Consider the following 15479-nt stretch of genomic DNA (forward strand, 5'->3'; position numbering starts at 1 on the left):
CTCCCCTCCTCAACCATGTCAGTATAAGCATCCGGCATGGTCTCGCCTAATCCAACCGTGTGGGGCAACCCCTTGTTCCGCTCGCCCCGCGGTCCGCGAGAGATCGCGTCACGCCCTTCGGTCCGCCGGCGGCAAAGTCTCGTAAACCGCCAGTACGGCGTTCACCGCCTGCTCCTCTCCCGGCAGCTCACGACCTCGTCCGGCGGCCGCGCCGGCCAGGGCCCGTACGAGGTCGTCGTCGGCGAGCACCCTGCCGATCGCGTCACGCATCGCGCCGACGTCTCCGTACGGCACCAGCAGCCCGGCGTCGCCCACCATCGCGGGGATCCCACCCACCTCGGTGGCGATGACCGGTGTCCCCGCCCGCAACGCCTCCTGAACGTTGAGCGGCTGCCCCTCCCAGCGGCTGGGCACCAGCAGGGCCCTGGTCACCCGGAGCAGATCCTCGACGTCGCCGCGGTTGCCCAGCAGCCGCACCGGCAGGTTCTCCCTGTCGATCCGTCCCTGCAACGCCCCCCGCAGCGGCCCCTCTCCCGCGACCAGGAACACGGGCCGCCGGGTGAGCTCCTGGGCCCGGCCCTCGCCGAAGGCGCCGGCGACCTCCAGCAGGGTCTCCAGGCCCTTCTGCTGGGCGAGCCTGGCCACCGTCAGGAAGACGGCCCTGTCGCCCGCGCCGAGTTCCTCCCTGATCTCCCGCGGCTCGCGTCCCGTCGGGACCGGCGCGGGCGCGGGGACGACGGCTGCCTCGACGTGCCTCGCGCCCAGTCCGGCCATCCGCTCTCCCAGATCGGGGGAGACAACCAGGATCCGGTCGGCCCGGCGGGCGACGATCCGTTCGAGGAGGCTGTAGACCGCCCCGATCGCGCCGCCCGCGGTGGCGGCGTTGTGCAGGGTCACCACCAGGCCGGTCCCGGTTCCGGTCAGAGCGAGCGCGGCCAGGGCTCCGGCCCTCAGGCCGTGGGCGTGCACGGCGTGCGCCCCGCGCAACGCCCTGAGCGCTCGCATCGCCCGCAGGTCGTTGAGCGGATGAGGCCGATCGGAGATCGGCACGGGCACGAACCGGGCCCCGAGGTCGCCGAACCCGAACGCCTCCTCGGTGCCGGGCGGCCCGGCCACGATCACACGGTGCCCCCCGCGCACCAGCCCTCCCGCCAGCATGGCCACATGCCGTCCGACCCCACCCGCGCTCGTCCCCAGCACGAAGGCCACGCGCGATCCCTGGTCAGCCATCCGAACGGTTCCCTTCTGACGTGGAGACCCGCCGCAGCCGCCCCAGCAGCACCCGGGCGTCGGGCCCGTCGATCACGACGGCCACGGCCGCGAACACCGCCGCGCCGACCGCCGCCGCACCCACCCCGACCGCCACGCACTCCCACCTGGACACCGCGCTGAAGACCTTGGTCACGACCAGCCCGGCGCCCCAGGCCGCGACGCCACCGGCCACGGCGGCGAGCAGGGCGCGCAACATCCCGTCCAGCGCGGAGAGCCCCCTGGCCCTGAGCACGGCGAGCCCCAGCAGCACCCCGCCCACCGTCATGCCGATCGTGCTGCCCAGAGCCAGTTGTCCCACCACCTCCGACGGACGGTCGGCGGCGTGGGCGAGCAGGACCTGGGCCGCGAGCGCGACCCCCCATCCGACCACCGAGGCCGCGGCGGCCGACCGGCCCCTTCCACAGGCGTACAGGACCCGCGCGAGGTGGAACAGGAGGGCGTATCCCAGCAGACCGGGCGCGAAAAGCGTGACGGCCCTGGCCATCTCCTCGATCTCCGCGACTCCTCCGCCGGGCGTGCCCTCCAGGAACACCCGCGACACGGGCACGGCGACCGCCGCCATCACCCCGGCCGCGAGCCCCGTGATCAGCAGGATGACCCGCGTGGTGGACGAGGTCAGGCCGTCGAATCCTGCCGTGTCCCCGTCGGTGGCCCGGGTGGACAGCAGGGGGAAGGAACTGGTGGCGATCGGCACCGCGAGCACCGCGAGGGGAAGCTGGTACAGCGCCCAGGCATAGGTGTAGACGCCCACCGCCCCCTTCCCGCCCAGATCGTTGGCCAGGCGGATCACGATGATCAGCGCCAGTTGCTGCGCGATCAGCACGGCGATGCCGGCGGTCGCGAGCCCCCGCGCCCGGGCCGCGACGCCCGGCGGGAAGGACAGCGAGGGCCGCAGGCGCAGGCCGAGCCTGCTCACCGGGCCGATCACGGTGAACACCATCGCCGCGGCGGCGACCGTGGCGCCGAGCGAGAGCGCCAGCTGTCCCGGAGTGGTGAGATCCGCCAGCTCCTGGGCCCCGCCGTCGCCGATCTGATCGAACACCAGGTAGGAGACGATGATGAGCAGGCTGGAGACCAGCGGCGCCAGGGCCGGGCCCATGAAACGCCGGTGGGCCTGGAGCACGCCGTACAGGACCACCGCGAGCCCGAAGAAGATCATTCGGGGGGCGAACACGACGAGCATGCCCGTGCCGACCCTGACGACCTCGGCCAGGTCGCACGAGTTCGGGTCGCCCAGGAGCAGCACGACGACCGGCCCGGCGAACACGACGATGAGCAGCGTCAGCGGCACCAGGGCGAGCATCACCCAGGTGAGCAGTGCCGAGGTGGTCCGGCCGACCTCCGCCCTGGCCTCGGGGTCCGTATCGGCCCGGGACGCGGCCGAGGCCAGCACCGGCACCACCATCCCGGCCAGCGCACCGCCCGCCACCAGCTCGAAGACGATGTTGGGCACGTAGTTGGCGGTGTTGTAGGCGGTGCTCAGGCAGAGGTTGCCGACGTTCTGCGACTGAAAGAGATAGCGGCTAAATCCGACAATTCGGGCCACCATCGTCACGATTCCGATGAGGAGTGCCGCCCCCGCGACCCCCTGCCCGACCTTGGTGATCATCGGCTGACGGGAGCCTGCTCCACAGGGCGCCGGCCGAGCATGTCGATGCCGTTGAGCACCGGATTACCGGCGATGACGCGGGTGAAACTGATCTTCTCGGAGGCGGCGGTCAGCGCGACCACGGTGCCGAGCACGACCAGACGCCCGGGACGGCCCAGGGTGACGGTGGCGGCCAGGCCGAGAAGCGCGCCCAGCGCGTTGGCCCCCGCGTCGCCCAGCATCGCCCGCTCCCCGAGATCCTCGGACAAAAGCGCGGCCGCGGCGCCCATGGGGAGCGCGGCCAGGGTGGCCGAGACCGGGTCGGCGCGGCGGAGACCCATCGCGAGCACGGGCGCGCCGGCGAGCAGGCCGACCTTGACGGCACGGCCGGGACGCAGGTCGAAGAGATTGGCCAGGTTCGCGCCGCCGGCGACCAGCGCACCGTTGACCACGGTGTCGACGGGGCCGCGGGAGGTGAGGGCCGCGGCGGCCAGGCCCGTCACGCCGATACCGAGGATCTTCACCGCTCCGCTGGTGACCTCGCCCTTGGCCAGGGCGCTCAGGTGTCCCTTGAACCCCTTGGACGACGTCGCGCCGTACAGGTCGTCGTAGGCGCCGAGACCGCCGCTGCCGGCCACGGCCAGCAGTGCGGCCGCGCGGATCCTGGCGGGCAGACCGGGGATCACCGCGGCGGTCACACCGGCGCCCGCGACGAAGGCCGGACCTTCGAGCAGGGTGATCGGCTCGCCTCGGTGGTTCGTCCTGGTCCAGGTCTCCGCGTCACCGACCGGCGGCCTTCGGGTGAAGGCCGCATACGCGGCGCGGGCGGCCACCGCTCCGAGGAGAGCACCGGCCAGAGCACTGAAAAAAGCGCGACGAGCCATCGAGTCATCCTCCGGTGGTGGCCGTGGTGGCCGTGGGGGCCGGGGTTGCGCTGGGCTCGACATTCGCGGCACCGGGGCCGATGCCGTACTGGCCGGCGAGCCCGGACAGTTGCTCCCGCAGAGCGTAGACCATGACGACCCGGCCTGAGGGCATATCGGCGGTGTCGACGGTGGACACCTTCTCCGTGAAGGAGGTCTCCTCGCGGAGCGCGGCGATGGTCCCACCGGCCGCGGCGGAGCCCTGCGTGCCGACCAGCACGGTGCCCTGGCCGGCCTCGTCGAGACCCAGGGCCATCGACACGATCGCGCTCGCCTGCTCGGCCGCGCTCGCCTGCTCCGCGGTGGTCTCCCCCACGTACGGCTCCGCCGGGGCGATCAGCACGGCCAGGTCCGCGTGTTCGGCGGGCTTGTCGGTGACGGTGAGCAGCCCGCCGCGCTGGAACGCGTCAAGCACCCCGGCCGCGGCCGGGTCTTCCTTGCCCACCTGCCCGGGGTCGCTGGTCACGATCGCGCTGGCGAGCACCGCGGCCGCCTTGTCGTACGGCGTGCCCACGGCAGGGAAGATCATCTCTGCGGGCTTGGCCGCGGCGGCCAGCTTGTCGACGAAGGTCGACTGGCTGACGTCAACGTATCGGTCGGCCAGGGTGACCCGGCCGGTCACGCTCGCCCCCGCGTCGAGGATCACCTGCTGCACCGCCTCGCGTACGGCCGTCGTGGCGCCCGGGGCCTCCACGATCACGACACTCTTGCCGATGAGCGCGTCTTTGACGAGCTTGGGGGTGTCGGCGGCGATGACGGCGTCATTGGCCGCCCCGCGCTTCTGCAGCACCTGCACCTCGTCGCGGAGCGCGGTGTTTCCTTCGCGCAACTGGTTGGCGAGGGTCTCGGCCGCGTCTATGGCCGGCTCCTTCAGCAGGGTGGTGCCCAGCACGATGCCCACCGACAGCGCGAGGAAGATCGCGACGATGGAGACGAGGTGATAGCGGAAATCAATCACGAGAACAGTCCGACCAGCCAGAAGATGAAGCCGTTCCAGACGTCGCGGACGCTGTCCAGCCAGATCTTGCCCACCGGAGAGACGATGATCGCCACTCCCATGGTGATCAGCGTGGTGGCGACGAGCAGGAGCAGAGACGGAGTGGAGATCCGGCTGCGATAGAGCCGGCTGACGCCCTTCGCGTCGACGAGTTTGCTGCCCACCCGCAGGCGGGTGAGGAAGGTGCTGGCCATCCCCGAACGGCCCTTGTCGAGGAATTCCACCAGGGTCGCGTGGGTGCCGACGGCGACGATCAGATCGGCGCCCTTGTCGTCGGCGAGCAGCATGGCGATGTCCTCGCTGGTGCCGATCGCCGGGAAGAGCACGGCGGTGCGGCCGAGCTGCTGGACCCGCTCCAGGCCCGGCGCCCTGCCGTCCCGGTAGGCGTGCACGACCAGCTCGGCGCCCGAGAGGAGCACCTTGGTGGAAACCGAGTCGAAGTCGCCCACGATGATGTCCGGCACGTAGCCGGCCTCCATCAGCGCGTCGGCCCCGCCGTCCACTCCGATCATGATCGGGCGGTATTCGCGGATGTACGGACGAAGGGCGGCGATGTCCTCCTTGTAGTGGTAGCCCCGCACCACGATGAGGACGTGACGTCCCTCCATGACGGTCTGGATGTCGGGCACGCCGACCCCGTCGATGAGAAGGTCTCGCTCGCGCTTGATGTACTCCATCGTGTTGGCGGCGAACGCCTCGATCTGGACGGTCAGCCCGGCCCGCGCCTCGATCATCGCGGCCTCGATGGACTCGACCGTCTGCACGTCGCCCTTGCCGACCACCTCGTCGTCGAGGTAGATGACGCCCTCGTGCACCCTGACCAGGTCGCCGTCCTTGACGCGCTCGAACAGCTCGGCGGTCGCGTTGTCGACGAACGGCACCCCGGCATCGACGATGATCTGCGGGCCCAGGTTGGGATAACGGCCGCTGATACCCGCGGCGATGTTGACCACGCCCGCCACTCCGCACGCGACAAGCGCCTCCGCGCTCACCCGGTCAACGTCAACATGATCGATAATCGCGACTTCTCCTGACCGGAGGCGCTTGGTCAGCCCCTTGGTCCGCCGATCGATTCTCGCCACTGCCGTCACCCCGGGAAGGTCCGTGACCTTCCTCCGGCGGAGGTAACCGTTGAGCTTGCGGTGAAGCTCGTCAATCGGCACCTTCATTACGACCATCCTGCCAGAGGGAACGACCAGGAGAGCCAGACACCCGGCGGCGTGTCAGATTCGTCATCGGGATCTCCGGCGATCCTGCTGCCCCAGAACAACCGAAACAGTCCTTACCGCCCCGCCTGTCAATCGCCCTTGTCGGCGGCGGCGATCGCGAGGAGCTCCTCCGCGTGCGCCCGTCCCAGTTCGGAATCCTCAAGACCGGCGAACATGCGCGAGAGTTCCCGTGCCCGGCTGTCCTTGTCGAGCGCGATCACCCCGCTGCGCACCACGCTGCCGTCATCCGCCTTCTCCACGACCAGGTGCTGGTCGGCGAACGCCGCGACCTGGGGCAGATGGGTGACGACGATGACCTGGGCGGTGCGGGCCAGCCGAGCCAGCCGGCGACCGATCTCCACCGCGGCCTTACCGCCCACACCCGCGTCGACCTCGTCGAACACGAACGTCGGCACCGGGTCCGCTCCGGCGAACACCACCTCGATGGCGAGCATCACCCGGCTCAGCTCACCGCCGGAGGCGCCCTTGTTCAGCTGCAGGAGGGGCGAGGCGGGATGCGGCGCCATGCGCAGCTCGATCTCGTCGACGCCGTGCGCGCCGAAGTCGTCGGTGGGGGTCACGATGACCACCACCCGGGCATGCGGCATGGCCAGCGCCGTGAGCTCCTCGGTGACGGCCTGCCCGAATCTCTCGGCCGCCGCTGTCCTGACCCTGGTCAGCTCGGCGGCCAACTCGGTGAGCCGCGCGGTGACCTCCTCGTGCTCACGGGTGAGCTCGCCGATGCGCTCGTCGTCGCCCTCGAGCTCGGCGACACGCAGCGCGGCCTTCGCCGCCCAGTCGAGCACCACACCGGTGTCCTCGCCGTACCTGCGGATGAGGTGGGTGAGCACGGCCTGACGTTCCTGCACCGCCGCGAGCCTGCCCGGATCGGCCTCGACCGACTCGGCGTAGGAGGCCAGGTCGGTGGCGACATCGGAGATCAGGTATCCCGCCTCCGCGAGCCGGTCGGCGATTTCGCCGAGCGTCGGGTCGAAGTCACGCACCGCCTCCACGGCCGTACGAGCCTCGCCGACCAGTGCGATGGCGTCCTGGCTGACCTGCTCGCCGGACATCGGATCGCCGAGCAGCGCCCGGTGCGCCGTCTCCGCCGCGTTTCTGAGGGAGTCGGCGTGAGAAAGCCGCTCCTGCTCCTCGCGGAGCGAGGACTCCTCCCCCGGCTTGGGGTCGGCCTGCTCGACCTCGTTGAGCCCGAATCTGAGCTGGTCGGCCTCCTGGGCTCGCTCCCTGGCCCTGGTCGTCAGCTCGGTCAGCTGCTCCGAGATTCGCTTATGCCGTTTGTAAGCCTGTTCGTAGGCCCGCAGCGGCTTGACCAGTTCCTCGCCCGCGTACCGGTCGAGAGCGGCGCGCTGGCGACTGGGCTGGAGCAGCCGCTGCTGGTCCATCTGGCCGTGCACGGCGACGAGATCCTCGGCCAGGTAGGTGAGCGTTCCGACGGGAACCGTACGCCCGCCCAGCCAGGCGCGGCTGCGCCCCTCGCCGGAGACCGTGCGTGAGATGATCAGCTCGCCGTCCTCGATCTCACCGCCCACGTCCTGGACCTGCTGGGCCACCCGGCCCGCCGGGTCGACCCGGAGCGTGCCCTCGATGGTGGCCTTGTCCGCGCCAGGACGGACCCGCGCGGGGTCGGCCCGGCCGCCGAACAGCAGCCCCAGGCCGGTCACCACCATGGTCTTTCCCGCACCTGTTTCGCCTGTGACCACGGTGAATCCCGGTGATAGCACCAGGACGGCCTCGTCGATCACACCGAGCCCTCGGATGCGGACCTCCTCGACCCTAGGTCGCACTGGTCCCTCCTGTCACATCGAATTCACCGAACATCAGTGCGGTGCGCGGGCACGATCCTACGCTCTTGAGACGTGAATCGTCCGGACGCGCTACGACCTCACACGGCCATGCCATCCCTGGACTGGAAGGTTGAACTTGGCGACCAGCCTGTCGGTGAACGGCGCCCCGGTGTCCTCCAGGCCGTGCAGCCGTGCCAGCCGTACGGGCAGCTCGGCCCGGCGGACCTCGACCCGCGCTCCGGCCGGCAGGTCGAACCTGCGCCGGCCGTCACACCACAGCACTGCCCCCGCCGTGTGCGGCTGAACCTCCATCGCGAGCCTGGACCGGGGGGAGACCACCAGCGGCCGGGAGAACAGCGCGTGAGCGCTGATCGGGACCAGCAGCAGCGCCTCCACCTCGGGCCAGACGACCGGCCCGCCGGCCGAGAAGGCGTACGCGGTCGAGCCGGTCGGCGTGGCGCAGATGACCCCGTCGCACCCCCAGCGCGACAGCGGACGCCCGTCGATCTCGGCGACCACCTCGAGCATCCGCTCGCGCTTCTCCACGGTGGCCTCGTTGAGCGCCCAGCTGTCGGCCAGCACCTGACCGTTGAGACGGGCGGTGACCTCGATGGTCATCCGCTCCTCGACGTCGTAGCGGCCGTCGACCACGCAGTCGACCGCGTCGGACAGGTCCTCCACCTCGGCCTCGGCCAGGAAGCCGACGTGTCCCAGGTTGACGCCCAGCAGCGGCACCCCTGCCGGACGGGCGAGCTCGGCGGCCCGCAGAAGGCTCCCGTCGCCACCGAGAACGATCATCATCTCCGCGTCCTCGACGGCCGCCGACCCCGTGGAGACCACGTCGACGCCCGCACACGCGATCTCCTCCGCCTCGGCCCTCAGGACGCGGACCGTCAGGCCCGCCTTCAGAAGCCTGCCGATCACCATGCGAGCGCTGTCGACAGCCGCTCCTCGCCCGGTGTGGGCGGTGACCAGCACAGTGCGCTTGGCAGTCATATTCCACTCCCTGGTGGCCAAAACTACTGGGGGCCTTCCGCCACCGCTCGCTCGATCTCGGCGACGAGATCCGAGACCGGTGGAGCGCCGTCTCCCTTGCCCAGCCAGATGACGTACTCCACGTTTCCGGCCGGGCCCGGCAGCGGGCTCGCGGTGACGCCCCGCACGATCAGACCGAGCGTTTGCGCGGCTTCGGCCACATCCTGTACGGCTTGCGCCCTCAGCGCGGGATCCCGGACGACCCCGCCCGCGCCGACCCGCTCCTTGCCGACCTCGAACTGGGGTTTGACCAGCATCGCGAAGTCCGCGTGCTCGGCGGCGCATCGGATGAGAGCGGGCAGCACCAGGCGCAGCGAGATGAAGGAGAGGTCACCGACGATCAGGGAGGGCGCCTCACCGACCATGTCAGGGGTCAGTTCCCTGACGTTGACCCGATCCATCACCGTGACCCTCTCGTCGGTCCGCAGGGACCACGCGAGCAGACCGCGTCCGACGTCGACGGCGAGCACGTGCGCCGCGTCGTTGCGCAGCAGCACATCGGTGAAGCCTCCGGTCGAGGCCCCGGCGTCCAGGCAGCGACGCCCCGCGACGGTGAGGCCCCGCGGCCCGAAGGCCTTCAGCGCACCGAGAAGCTTGTGCGCCCCCCTCGACACGTAGTCGGGCCCCTCGGCGGCCTCAGTGACCACGATCGCCGAGGCCGTGTCGACCTGGGTCGCGGGTTTCGCCGCCAGCTGACCACCGACGCTGACCCGGCCGGCCTCGATGAACTGGGCGGCCTGTTCCCTGGATCGGGCCAGTTTCCGGCGCACGAGCTCACTGTCGAGACGTGTCCGCCGGCTCACCGCTGCCGGTCCGGGGTGTCGTCCACCGAGGCGAGCGCCTGCTCCAACCCGGTGAACACCTCCTCGAACACACCCACGTGTGCCGACACGGGCAAGGCCCCGAGCCGGGCGAGCCCGCCCAGCGCGGCGTTCGCCCGCTCGTCGCCTGTCTCTTCCGGCAGGTCTGTCATACGCCCCCTCCGGAGGTGCTTTTCACCGTCTCGATCGTCCCACGGGCACGCGGCACGCGAGCCGCATCACCCATGGATTCCCCGACCGTATCGGAACCCGCGCCGCTCGTCGCCTCGGAACCCGTGTCGCTCATCGCCCCCGTCGTCGCCTCGGCCGCGGCGAGACCGGCCTCCGGCTCCGCCGCGCGGCATCGCGGCCGGTCGGCATCCCCGGAACGAACCGGGCCGCGCGCGTCGCTCAGGCGACCGGCCTCGACCTTGACGATCTTCTTGTGCTCGGTCCGATCGGCCCTGCCCGTCGCGACGAGCTCTCCGGCCGGTTCGCCGACGTGGTCGGACATCTGGGGCCGTCCGGTTTCCTCATAGGTAAGGGGATCGCGAACTATCGCCCGTGCCTTGCTCGTTGTTGTTTCCATGAGACCCGTGGCCCTTTGCACATGCCCCCGCAGCGATTTGAACACCATGGCGGACACCCCCCTTCCGGCTTACCCCCCGCGTGCCGGATTGCGCGTCCCACCCATGTGAAACGCTACCGTCCGTAAGTGCAGAGGTTCGGGCCGGTCCTGAACGGAAGGGAGTGCCACGCGATGGCGAGCGTCGACGAGTGCCGAACGGCATTACGCAAACTCAGCGAGCAGTTCGACGAGGTCGACCAGGAGAGTCGTGCCAGGCACGTGGTCGAACGCAGCATCAGCTGTCACATCAGCGACCTTGGTGTCACCTTTCACGGCCGCATCCATCACGGCGGCCTCGGCCCGTTCGGCGATCTGCCCCCCGCTGACGGCAAACCGGCCGATGTGAAGCTGACCATCGGCAGTGACGATCTCGTTTCCCTGGTCAACGGCGAGCTCGACATGGGAAGGGCCGTGTTCGGCGGCCGGGTCAAGGTCGACGCCAGCTTCGGCGACCTTCTCCGTCTCCGCAAGCTCCTCTGAGGTCCACGCTCCTCTGAGGTCCACGCCGACGGCGAGGGGCGGAGATCCGCCCCTCGCCGTCGGCGTGGACCTCACCGCTTTTCGCCGGCCGTACCTTCACCTGGGCCGACGGAAGACGGGCCGCTTGAAGGATGCTCGCTATCTGGGGGACATCCGCCCTGCGAGCGAGGAGTCGAGCACCGCCTTCACGGCGTCCTCATCCGCCTGCCCGTCGCCGGCGGCCTCCCATGTCGCGGCGGAGGCCGCCCGGAGTCCGTCAATCGGCTTGCCCCCGCCGTCGAGGTGGAGACGACCCCCTTCCCATCGGGCCGTCCACCCCTCGCAGGCCCACCCGCTCTCACCACGTCGCACCTGCGGGTACGGCTGATGCAGAGCCGACAGGCCATCGGCGACATAGGTGGGCCGGTGCCGGGGCGCGGCGGTCAGCAGGTCCAGTGGGGTGGACACTCCGGTCAGCACCAGCAGGCTGTCCACTCCCGCGTTGGTCGCCCCCTCGATATCGGTGTCGAGCCGATCACCGACCACCAGCGGCCGTTTCGACCCGGTCCGCAATATCGACTCGCGATGCAGGGGCGGCTCCGGTTTTCCCGCGACGATCGGCTCCACACCGGTCGCCGCGGCGATGACCCGGGTCATCGCGCCGTTGCCGGGCAGCTCGCCCCGGGCCACCGGCATGGTCAAGTCCTCGTTCGCGGCCACGAACAGGGCGCCCTGCCGTACGGCGAGCGTGCCCTCGGCCAGCAGGCCGTACGAGAGATCGGGCGCGATTCCCTGGACCACCGCGACGGGCGCGTCCATGGCGGTGCTGACCGGACGCAGGCCGTGGACACGCAGGGCGCTGCGCAACCCCATTCCGCCGACCACCAGCACCGCCGCCCCCGGCTCGACCCGCTCGGCCACCAGCCGTGCGGCCGCCTGGGCCGAGGTGACCACGTCATCGGGAGTCGCCGGGGCCCCGAGTGCGCTCAGGTGCTGGGCGATGGCGCCGGGGGTGCGTGAGGCGTTGTTGGTCACGTAGGCGAGCCGCACGCCGCGTTCCGCCGCCAGCCGTAATGCCTCTGGAGCCCCCGGCACGGCGTTACGCCCGAGATACACCACCCCATCTAGATCAAGGAGAAGGGTGTCGTACGGGTAGATCAGCGCTTTTATGTCCACTGACCCATTTCATCACCCACCCGGATCACATCCGCCGGGCGCGCAATGTGGCGCGGACACTTTTCAGCGCCGACACGTAGTGTCGATGATCAGGCCGCATGGCGACGGCGATGGCCAGGGGTTCCTGCGCCCCCTTCATGTCTCCGGTTCGCCACAGAGCGAGACCGAGTCCGAAATAAGCGTAATCCTCGGCCGGATTGGCGTCGATGATCCAGCGAAAGCTGTCGGCGGCATCGGCGTACTGCCGTGAGTTGAACTGGGCGCGGGCGAGCGCCTCACGGATGCTCCGCGACTCCGGCTCCGCCTCGACCGCACGCTCCAGCAGTGCGGCGGCCGCCGCGGGGCTGCCCTCCGCCAGAAGTTTCATCCCTCGTTGGAACCATTCGTATACGTCCCCGACCGGAGCGCCCGTCTCAGGGCTGGGGGAATCAGACGGACCACTACGTCCTTGGACCATTGTGTGAGGCCTCCTTCATCGACAGACGACAGATCTGACCGATTCCCTGACGGACCAAGCGCCACCGCGCCATCGGGGTGGCCCCTGGACGTTTCAGGCCTTTATGGCAGCATGCCCCCTATGGCGAATCCTGAACTGCCGGTGCCCGATGGGCTGGTGCTACGCCCGTTTCACGGCGTACGGTTCACGGTCAACGATCTGGCCGAGGTAACTTCCCCGCCTTACGACCTCATCGGAGAAGCCGATGTGCGAGCTCTGCTCGATGCTCATCCCAACAACGTGGTGCGCCTGATCCTTCCCGGCACCGACCGTCACCGGTACGCCGAAGCGCGGAAAACCCTTGATGACTGGCTCTCCTCCGGAGTTCTCGCCGCCGACGAGACACCCGCGGTGTACGTCTACGAACAGTCCGGCCCGGGGGTCCTGCAGCGCGGTCTCATCGGCGACGTCGGCCTGGCCGGTCCCGAACTTCGCATCATCCTGCCGCACGAGAACGTGATGCCGGGACCGGTCGCCGACCGGCTGGCCCTCATGCGCACGACCGAGGCGAACCTGGAACCCATCTTCCTGCTCTACGACGGCACGGACGGCGCCGCCACCCGCCTCGTCGATCAGATCGCAGGCACCCGCCCCCCACTGATGGAGACGGAGACCCGCGACGGGATCAGGCACCGGCTGTGGGCCATCACCGACTCCGGCGAACTCGCCTCCCTCGACGCCGACCTCCGTCCCCGTCAGGCCCTCATCGCGGACGGTCACCACCGCTACGCCACCTACCTCGCACTTCAGCGCGAACACCACGCCGCGACCGGCGGCGACAGCACAGAGATTACGCCTGGTCTCCCCGTGGAACCAGGGCCGTGGGATTTCGGTCTCGCGCTCCTGGTGGACTCCAGCTCCTATCCGCCGGACCTTAAGGCCATCCACCGGGTCATCCCCGGCCTGCCGCTCGAAGACGCGCTGGCCAGGGCCAGAGGCTCATGGCAGGTGCACGATCACACGGACCTCGCCGAAGGTCTGATCGCGCTGGAGGACGCCACAGGACCGGCCTACCTGTTGTCCGCCGGAGATTCCGCGCACCTGCTCACCCACCCGGATCCGACTCAGCTTGAGCACGCCATGCCGGCCGAGCGCTCGGCCGGGTGGCGCGCGCTCAACACCTCCATCCTCGCGGAGTTCCTGCTCCCCAAGGTCTGGGGGATGCGCGACGACGAGCAGGCGGTGCGGATCGTGCACCATGATCCGAAGACCGCGGTACGGATCGCGCAGGAGTCAGGAGGGACAGCGGTGCTGCTGAATCCCCTGGCCGTCGACGACGTGCTCTCGGTCGCGGCCCACGGGGAGCGGGTGCCGCGCAAGTCCACCTCCTTCGGCCCCAAGCCCCGCACCGGGCTGGTCCTGCGCACGTTCACGCTTGACTGAGCTCTCGCGATCCGGGTTTTCCCTCCGGTCCCTTGAACCTCTCACGACACTTGGCCCTCGTGCCGAACGATCGGGAAACGGTGGGCCTCGGCTGAGCTGTCATGGGCGCTCGTCACCCGGGGGACGAGGCTTCCAGACGTCGCGGGACGGGCGTCGGCCCGCCGTCTCCGGTGGGATGCGCCGGCGCCGGACCGGCGAGCTGGGGCGCCTCCTCCTCCCCGGCCATGGCGCCCCTGGCACGCAGGAGTGAGCGCACCGGCCTCGGCGGGGCCGGCTGCGGAACCAGGCCGTCCTCGTCACCGTTCAGGACCGCGGCGGCCTGCCGTTCGAGGCGTCTTCCCGAGCTCACCTCGACCTCGTAGCCGGACGCCTTGGACCCCTCACTCCCCCACCAGCGGCGACGCAACGAACCCACCACTTCGACCATGTCGTCCGGCAGCCAGTCGGCCGCGGCCACAGTGACCTCGGGCTCGAATGACATGCAGGGAATGGTGTCCACCCGGCCGCCACGGCCGCGGTGCTGCCTCCGGACGATCAGTCGCCAGGTGCCGAGCGTGCTTCCGCTCTGCAGCGACCTGATGTGCACCGCTTCGGGCAGGCGGCCCACCAGCACGACCTCGTTGCGATCCATCGAATCCTCCTTCGATCTCTGCTGATCGAGGATGACTCTCTACGATGTGAGCTATGCCGGAATGGCCGAATGCCATTCTGGGGACGCCGGTTCCAGTTCTGAGGTGGCCTGTGGACAACATCACCGCCCTCGGCGGAGACGTCTATGAGATCGACACAAGGATGGCCGGATACTCCGGTATCACGGCGGGTTATCTGATTCTCGGAGACCGTCCCTGTCTGGTGGAGACAGGGACCTCCACCTCCGCCCCCGTGGTGCGCGACGCCCTGACCTCCCTGGGCGTCGGCGCGGGCGACCTCGCCACGGTCGTTGTGACGCACATCCATCTGGATCACGCCGGTGGGGTCGGCGACATCGCCGGGTTCTACCCCGAGGCGGAGATCGTGGTCCATGAGAAGGGCGCCCGGCACCTCGCCGATCCATCCCGGTTGATGTCCAGCGCCCGGATGGTCTGGGGCGACAAGCTGGACACGCTGTTCGGCGAGCTCTCCCCCACCGAACCCTCGCGGATCCGTGCGCTGGGCGACACCGGAGTCGTCGATCTCGGCAACGGGCGCATGCTGAGCAGCCACTACTCCCCCGGGCACGCCAAACACCATGTGGGATTGATCGACTCGGGCACCGGCGACCTCTACGTCGGCGACGCCGCCGGGGTCTACCTGCCGCAGACGGGCGACCTGCGCCCCGCCACACCGCCACCGGACTTCGACCTGCAGACCGCGCTGGACTCGATCGCCCTGTTCGAGGCACTGGGCCCGCAACGACTCCTCTTCAGCCACTACGGGCCGGTCACGGACGTGGAGGAGACCCTGGGGCGTTCCGCGGAGGAACTACGCATCTGGGTCGACCTGACTCGTCAGGCCCACTCGCAGGGAATGGACCTGGACCACGCGGTGGCCATGGTCAGGGAACGCACGCAAGAACGTTACGCGGCGCTGAAAGCCGACGAGGCCACCGCCGAGCGGTTCGAGTTGCTCAGCGGTGCCCCGTCCAACGTGGCCGGAATCCTGCACTGGCTGGATCGAGTCCAACCGTAGAAAGCCCGGTTGTCCCGTCTTGGGTGAGCCCGTTCATTCAC

At 69.9% G+C, this 15479-nt stretch carries 16 protein-coding genes; 3 read left to right on the plus strand and 13 right to left on the minus strand.

Annotated elements, in window-relative coordinates:
* Positions 1 to 108: 108 nt before the first annotated feature.
* The 10 genes from J2853_RS19050 to J2853_RS19095 all read right to left on the minus strand — a co-directional run bounded on the left by J2853_RS19050 (position 109) and on the right by J2853_RS19095 (position 10274).
* Positions 109 to 1230 (minus strand): glycosyltransferase family 4 protein, encoded by a 1122-nt coding sequence (locus J2853_RS19050; protein ID WP_307559778.1) that lies wholly within the window; start codon positions 1228 to 1230, stop codon positions 109 to 111.
* A complete protein-coding gene (gene murJ / locus J2853_RS19055; RefSeq protein WP_307559780.1) occupies positions 1223 to 2881 on the minus strand; it encodes a murein biosynthesis integral membrane protein MurJ in 1659 nt (552 codons plus the stop codon). The genes J2853_RS19050 and murJ overlap by 8 nt, the downstream gene beginning before the upstream one ends.
* A complete protein-coding gene (locus J2853_RS19060) occupies positions 2878 to 3744 on the minus strand; it encodes a hypothetical protein (RefSeq protein WP_307559781.1) in 867 nt (288 codons plus the stop codon). Before J2853_RS19060 ends, murJ begins: the two co-directional genes overlap by 4 nt.
* A 4-nt stretch (positions 3745 to 3748) precedes the next feature.
* Positions 3749 to 4741, minus strand: coding sequence for a copper transporter (locus J2853_RS19065; RefSeq protein WP_307559783.1), 993 nt, complete (start codon positions 4739 to 4741; stop codon positions 3749 to 3751).
* On the minus strand, positions 4738 to 5949 hold the full coding sequence (gene steA / locus J2853_RS19070) for a putative cytokinetic ring protein SteA (protein ID WP_307559785.1): 1212 nt from the start codon (positions 5947 to 5949) through the stop codon (positions 4738 to 4740). The genes J2853_RS19065 and steA overlap by 4 nt, the downstream gene beginning before the upstream one ends.
* 128 nt (positions 5950 to 6077) lie before the next feature.
* Complete coding sequence (recN, locus tag J2853_RS19075) at positions 6078 to 7793, minus strand: DNA repair protein RecN (protein ID WP_307559787.1); 1716 nt, start codon at positions 7791 to 7793, stop codon at positions 6078 to 6080.
* 90 nt (positions 7794 to 7883) lie between these two features.
* A complete protein-coding gene (locus J2853_RS19080; protein WP_307559789.1) occupies positions 7884 to 8789 on the minus strand; it encodes an NAD kinase in 906 nt (301 codons plus the stop codon).
* Between the two features lie 23 nt (positions 8790 to 8812).
* A complete protein-coding gene (locus tag J2853_RS19085) occupies positions 8813 to 9631 on the minus strand; it encodes a TlyA family RNA methyltransferase (RefSeq protein WP_307559791.1) in 819 nt (272 codons plus the stop codon).
* Complete coding sequence (locus tag J2853_RS19090; RefSeq protein WP_307559792.1) at positions 9628 to 9801, minus strand: hypothetical protein; 174 nt, start codon at positions 9799 to 9801, stop codon at positions 9628 to 9630. The genes J2853_RS19085 and J2853_RS19090 overlap by 4 nt, the downstream gene beginning before the upstream one ends.
* Positions 9798 to 10274: a hypothetical protein gene (locus J2853_RS19095; protein WP_307559794.1), complete on the minus strand. Its 477-nt coding sequence runs from the start codon at positions 10272 to 10274 to the stop codon at positions 9798 to 9800. The genes J2853_RS19090 and J2853_RS19095 overlap by 4 nt, the downstream gene beginning before the upstream one ends.
* Positions 10275 to 10343: 69 nt before the next feature.
* On the opposite strand from J2853_RS19095, the gene J2853_RS19100 reads away from it, so the two are divergent.
* Positions 10344 to 10736: an SCP2 sterol-binding domain-containing protein gene (locus J2853_RS19100; protein ID WP_307559796.1), complete on the plus strand. Its 393-nt coding sequence runs from the start codon at positions 10344 to 10346 to the stop codon at positions 10734 to 10736.
* A gap of 138 nt (positions 10737 to 10874) precedes the next feature.
* Here the strand turns inward: J2853_RS19100 and J2853_RS19105 are convergent, their stop codons facing one another.
* Positions 10875 to 11891, minus strand: coding sequence for an HAD-IIA family hydrolase (locus J2853_RS19105; protein ID WP_307559798.1), 1017 nt, complete (start codon positions 11889 to 11891; stop codon positions 10875 to 10877).
* A 25-nt stretch (positions 11892 to 11916) separates the two neighbouring features.
* Positions 11917 to 12348 (minus strand): tetratricopeptide repeat protein, encoded by a 432-nt coding sequence (locus J2853_RS19110; protein WP_370879291.1) that lies wholly within the window; start codon positions 12346 to 12348, stop codon positions 11917 to 11919.
* A 120-nt stretch (positions 12349 to 12468) separates the two neighbouring features.
* Here J2853_RS19110 and J2853_RS19115 point away from each other — a divergent pair, with 120 nt between their 5' ends.
* Positions 12469 to 13770, plus strand: a complete 1302-nt coding sequence (locus J2853_RS19115; RefSeq protein ID WP_307559802.1) for a DUF1015 family protein — start codon at positions 12469 to 12471, stop codon at positions 13768 to 13770.
* A 112-nt stretch (positions 13771 to 13882) separates the two neighbouring features.
* Here the strand turns inward: J2853_RS19115 and J2853_RS19120 are convergent, their stop codons facing one another.
* Entirely contained in the window at positions 13883 to 14401 is a 519-nt protein-coding gene (locus tag J2853_RS19120; protein ID WP_307559804.1) for a single-stranded DNA-binding protein, read from the minus strand.
* A 110-nt stretch (positions 14402 to 14511) separates the two neighbouring features.
* Here J2853_RS19120 and J2853_RS19125 point away from each other — a divergent pair, with 110 nt between their 5' ends.
* A complete protein-coding gene (locus J2853_RS19125) occupies positions 14512 to 15438 on the plus strand; it encodes an MBL fold metallo-hydrolase (RefSeq protein ID WP_307559806.1) in 927 nt (308 codons plus the stop codon).
* Positions 15439 to 15479 lie beyond the last annotated feature (41 nt).

The sequence above is a fragment of the Streptosporangium lutulentum genome, assembly GCF_030811455.1.
Taxonomy (GTDB): Bacteria; Actinomycetota; Actinomycetes; order Streptosporangiales; family Streptosporangiaceae; genus Streptosporangium; species Streptosporangium lutulentum.

Bases quoted from the DNA above. Each gene is read 5' to 3' on its own strand.
- J2853_RS19050 (WP_307559778.1), bottom strand. From the start codon at position 1,230: ATGGCTGACCAGGGATCGCGCGTGGCCTTCGTGCTGGGGACGAGCGCG.
- murJ (WP_307559780.1), bottom strand. From the start codon at position 2,881: ATGATCACCAAGGTCGGGCAGGGGGTCGCGGGGGCGGCACTCCTCATC.
- J2853_RS19060 (WP_307559781.1), bottom strand. From the start codon at position 3,744: ATGGCTCGTCGCGCTTTTTTCAGTGCTCTGGCCGGTGCTCTCCTCGGA.
- steA (WP_307559785.1), bottom strand. From the start codon at position 5,949: ATGAAGGTGCCGATTGACGAGCTTCACCGCAAGCTCAACGGTTACCTC.
- J2853_RS19080 (WP_307559789.1), bottom strand. From the start codon at position 8,789: ATGACTGCCAAGCGCACTGTGCTGGTCACCGCCCACACCGGGCGAGGA.
- J2853_RS19090 (WP_307559792.1), bottom strand. From the start codon at position 9,801: ATGACAGACCTGCCGGAAGAGACAGGCGACGAGCGGGCGAACGCCGCG.
- J2853_RS19110 (WP_370879291.1), bottom strand. From the start codon at position 12,348: ATGGTCCAAGGACGTAGTGGTCCGTCTGATTCCCCCAGCCCTGAGACG.
- J2853_RS19115 (WP_307559802.1), top strand. From the start codon at position 12,469: ATGGCGAATCCTGAACTGCCGGTGCCCGATGGGCTGGTGCTACGCCCG.
- J2853_RS19120 (WP_307559804.1), bottom strand. From the start codon at position 14,401: ATGGATCGCAACGAGGTCGTGCTGGTGGGCCGCCTGCCCGAAGCGGTG.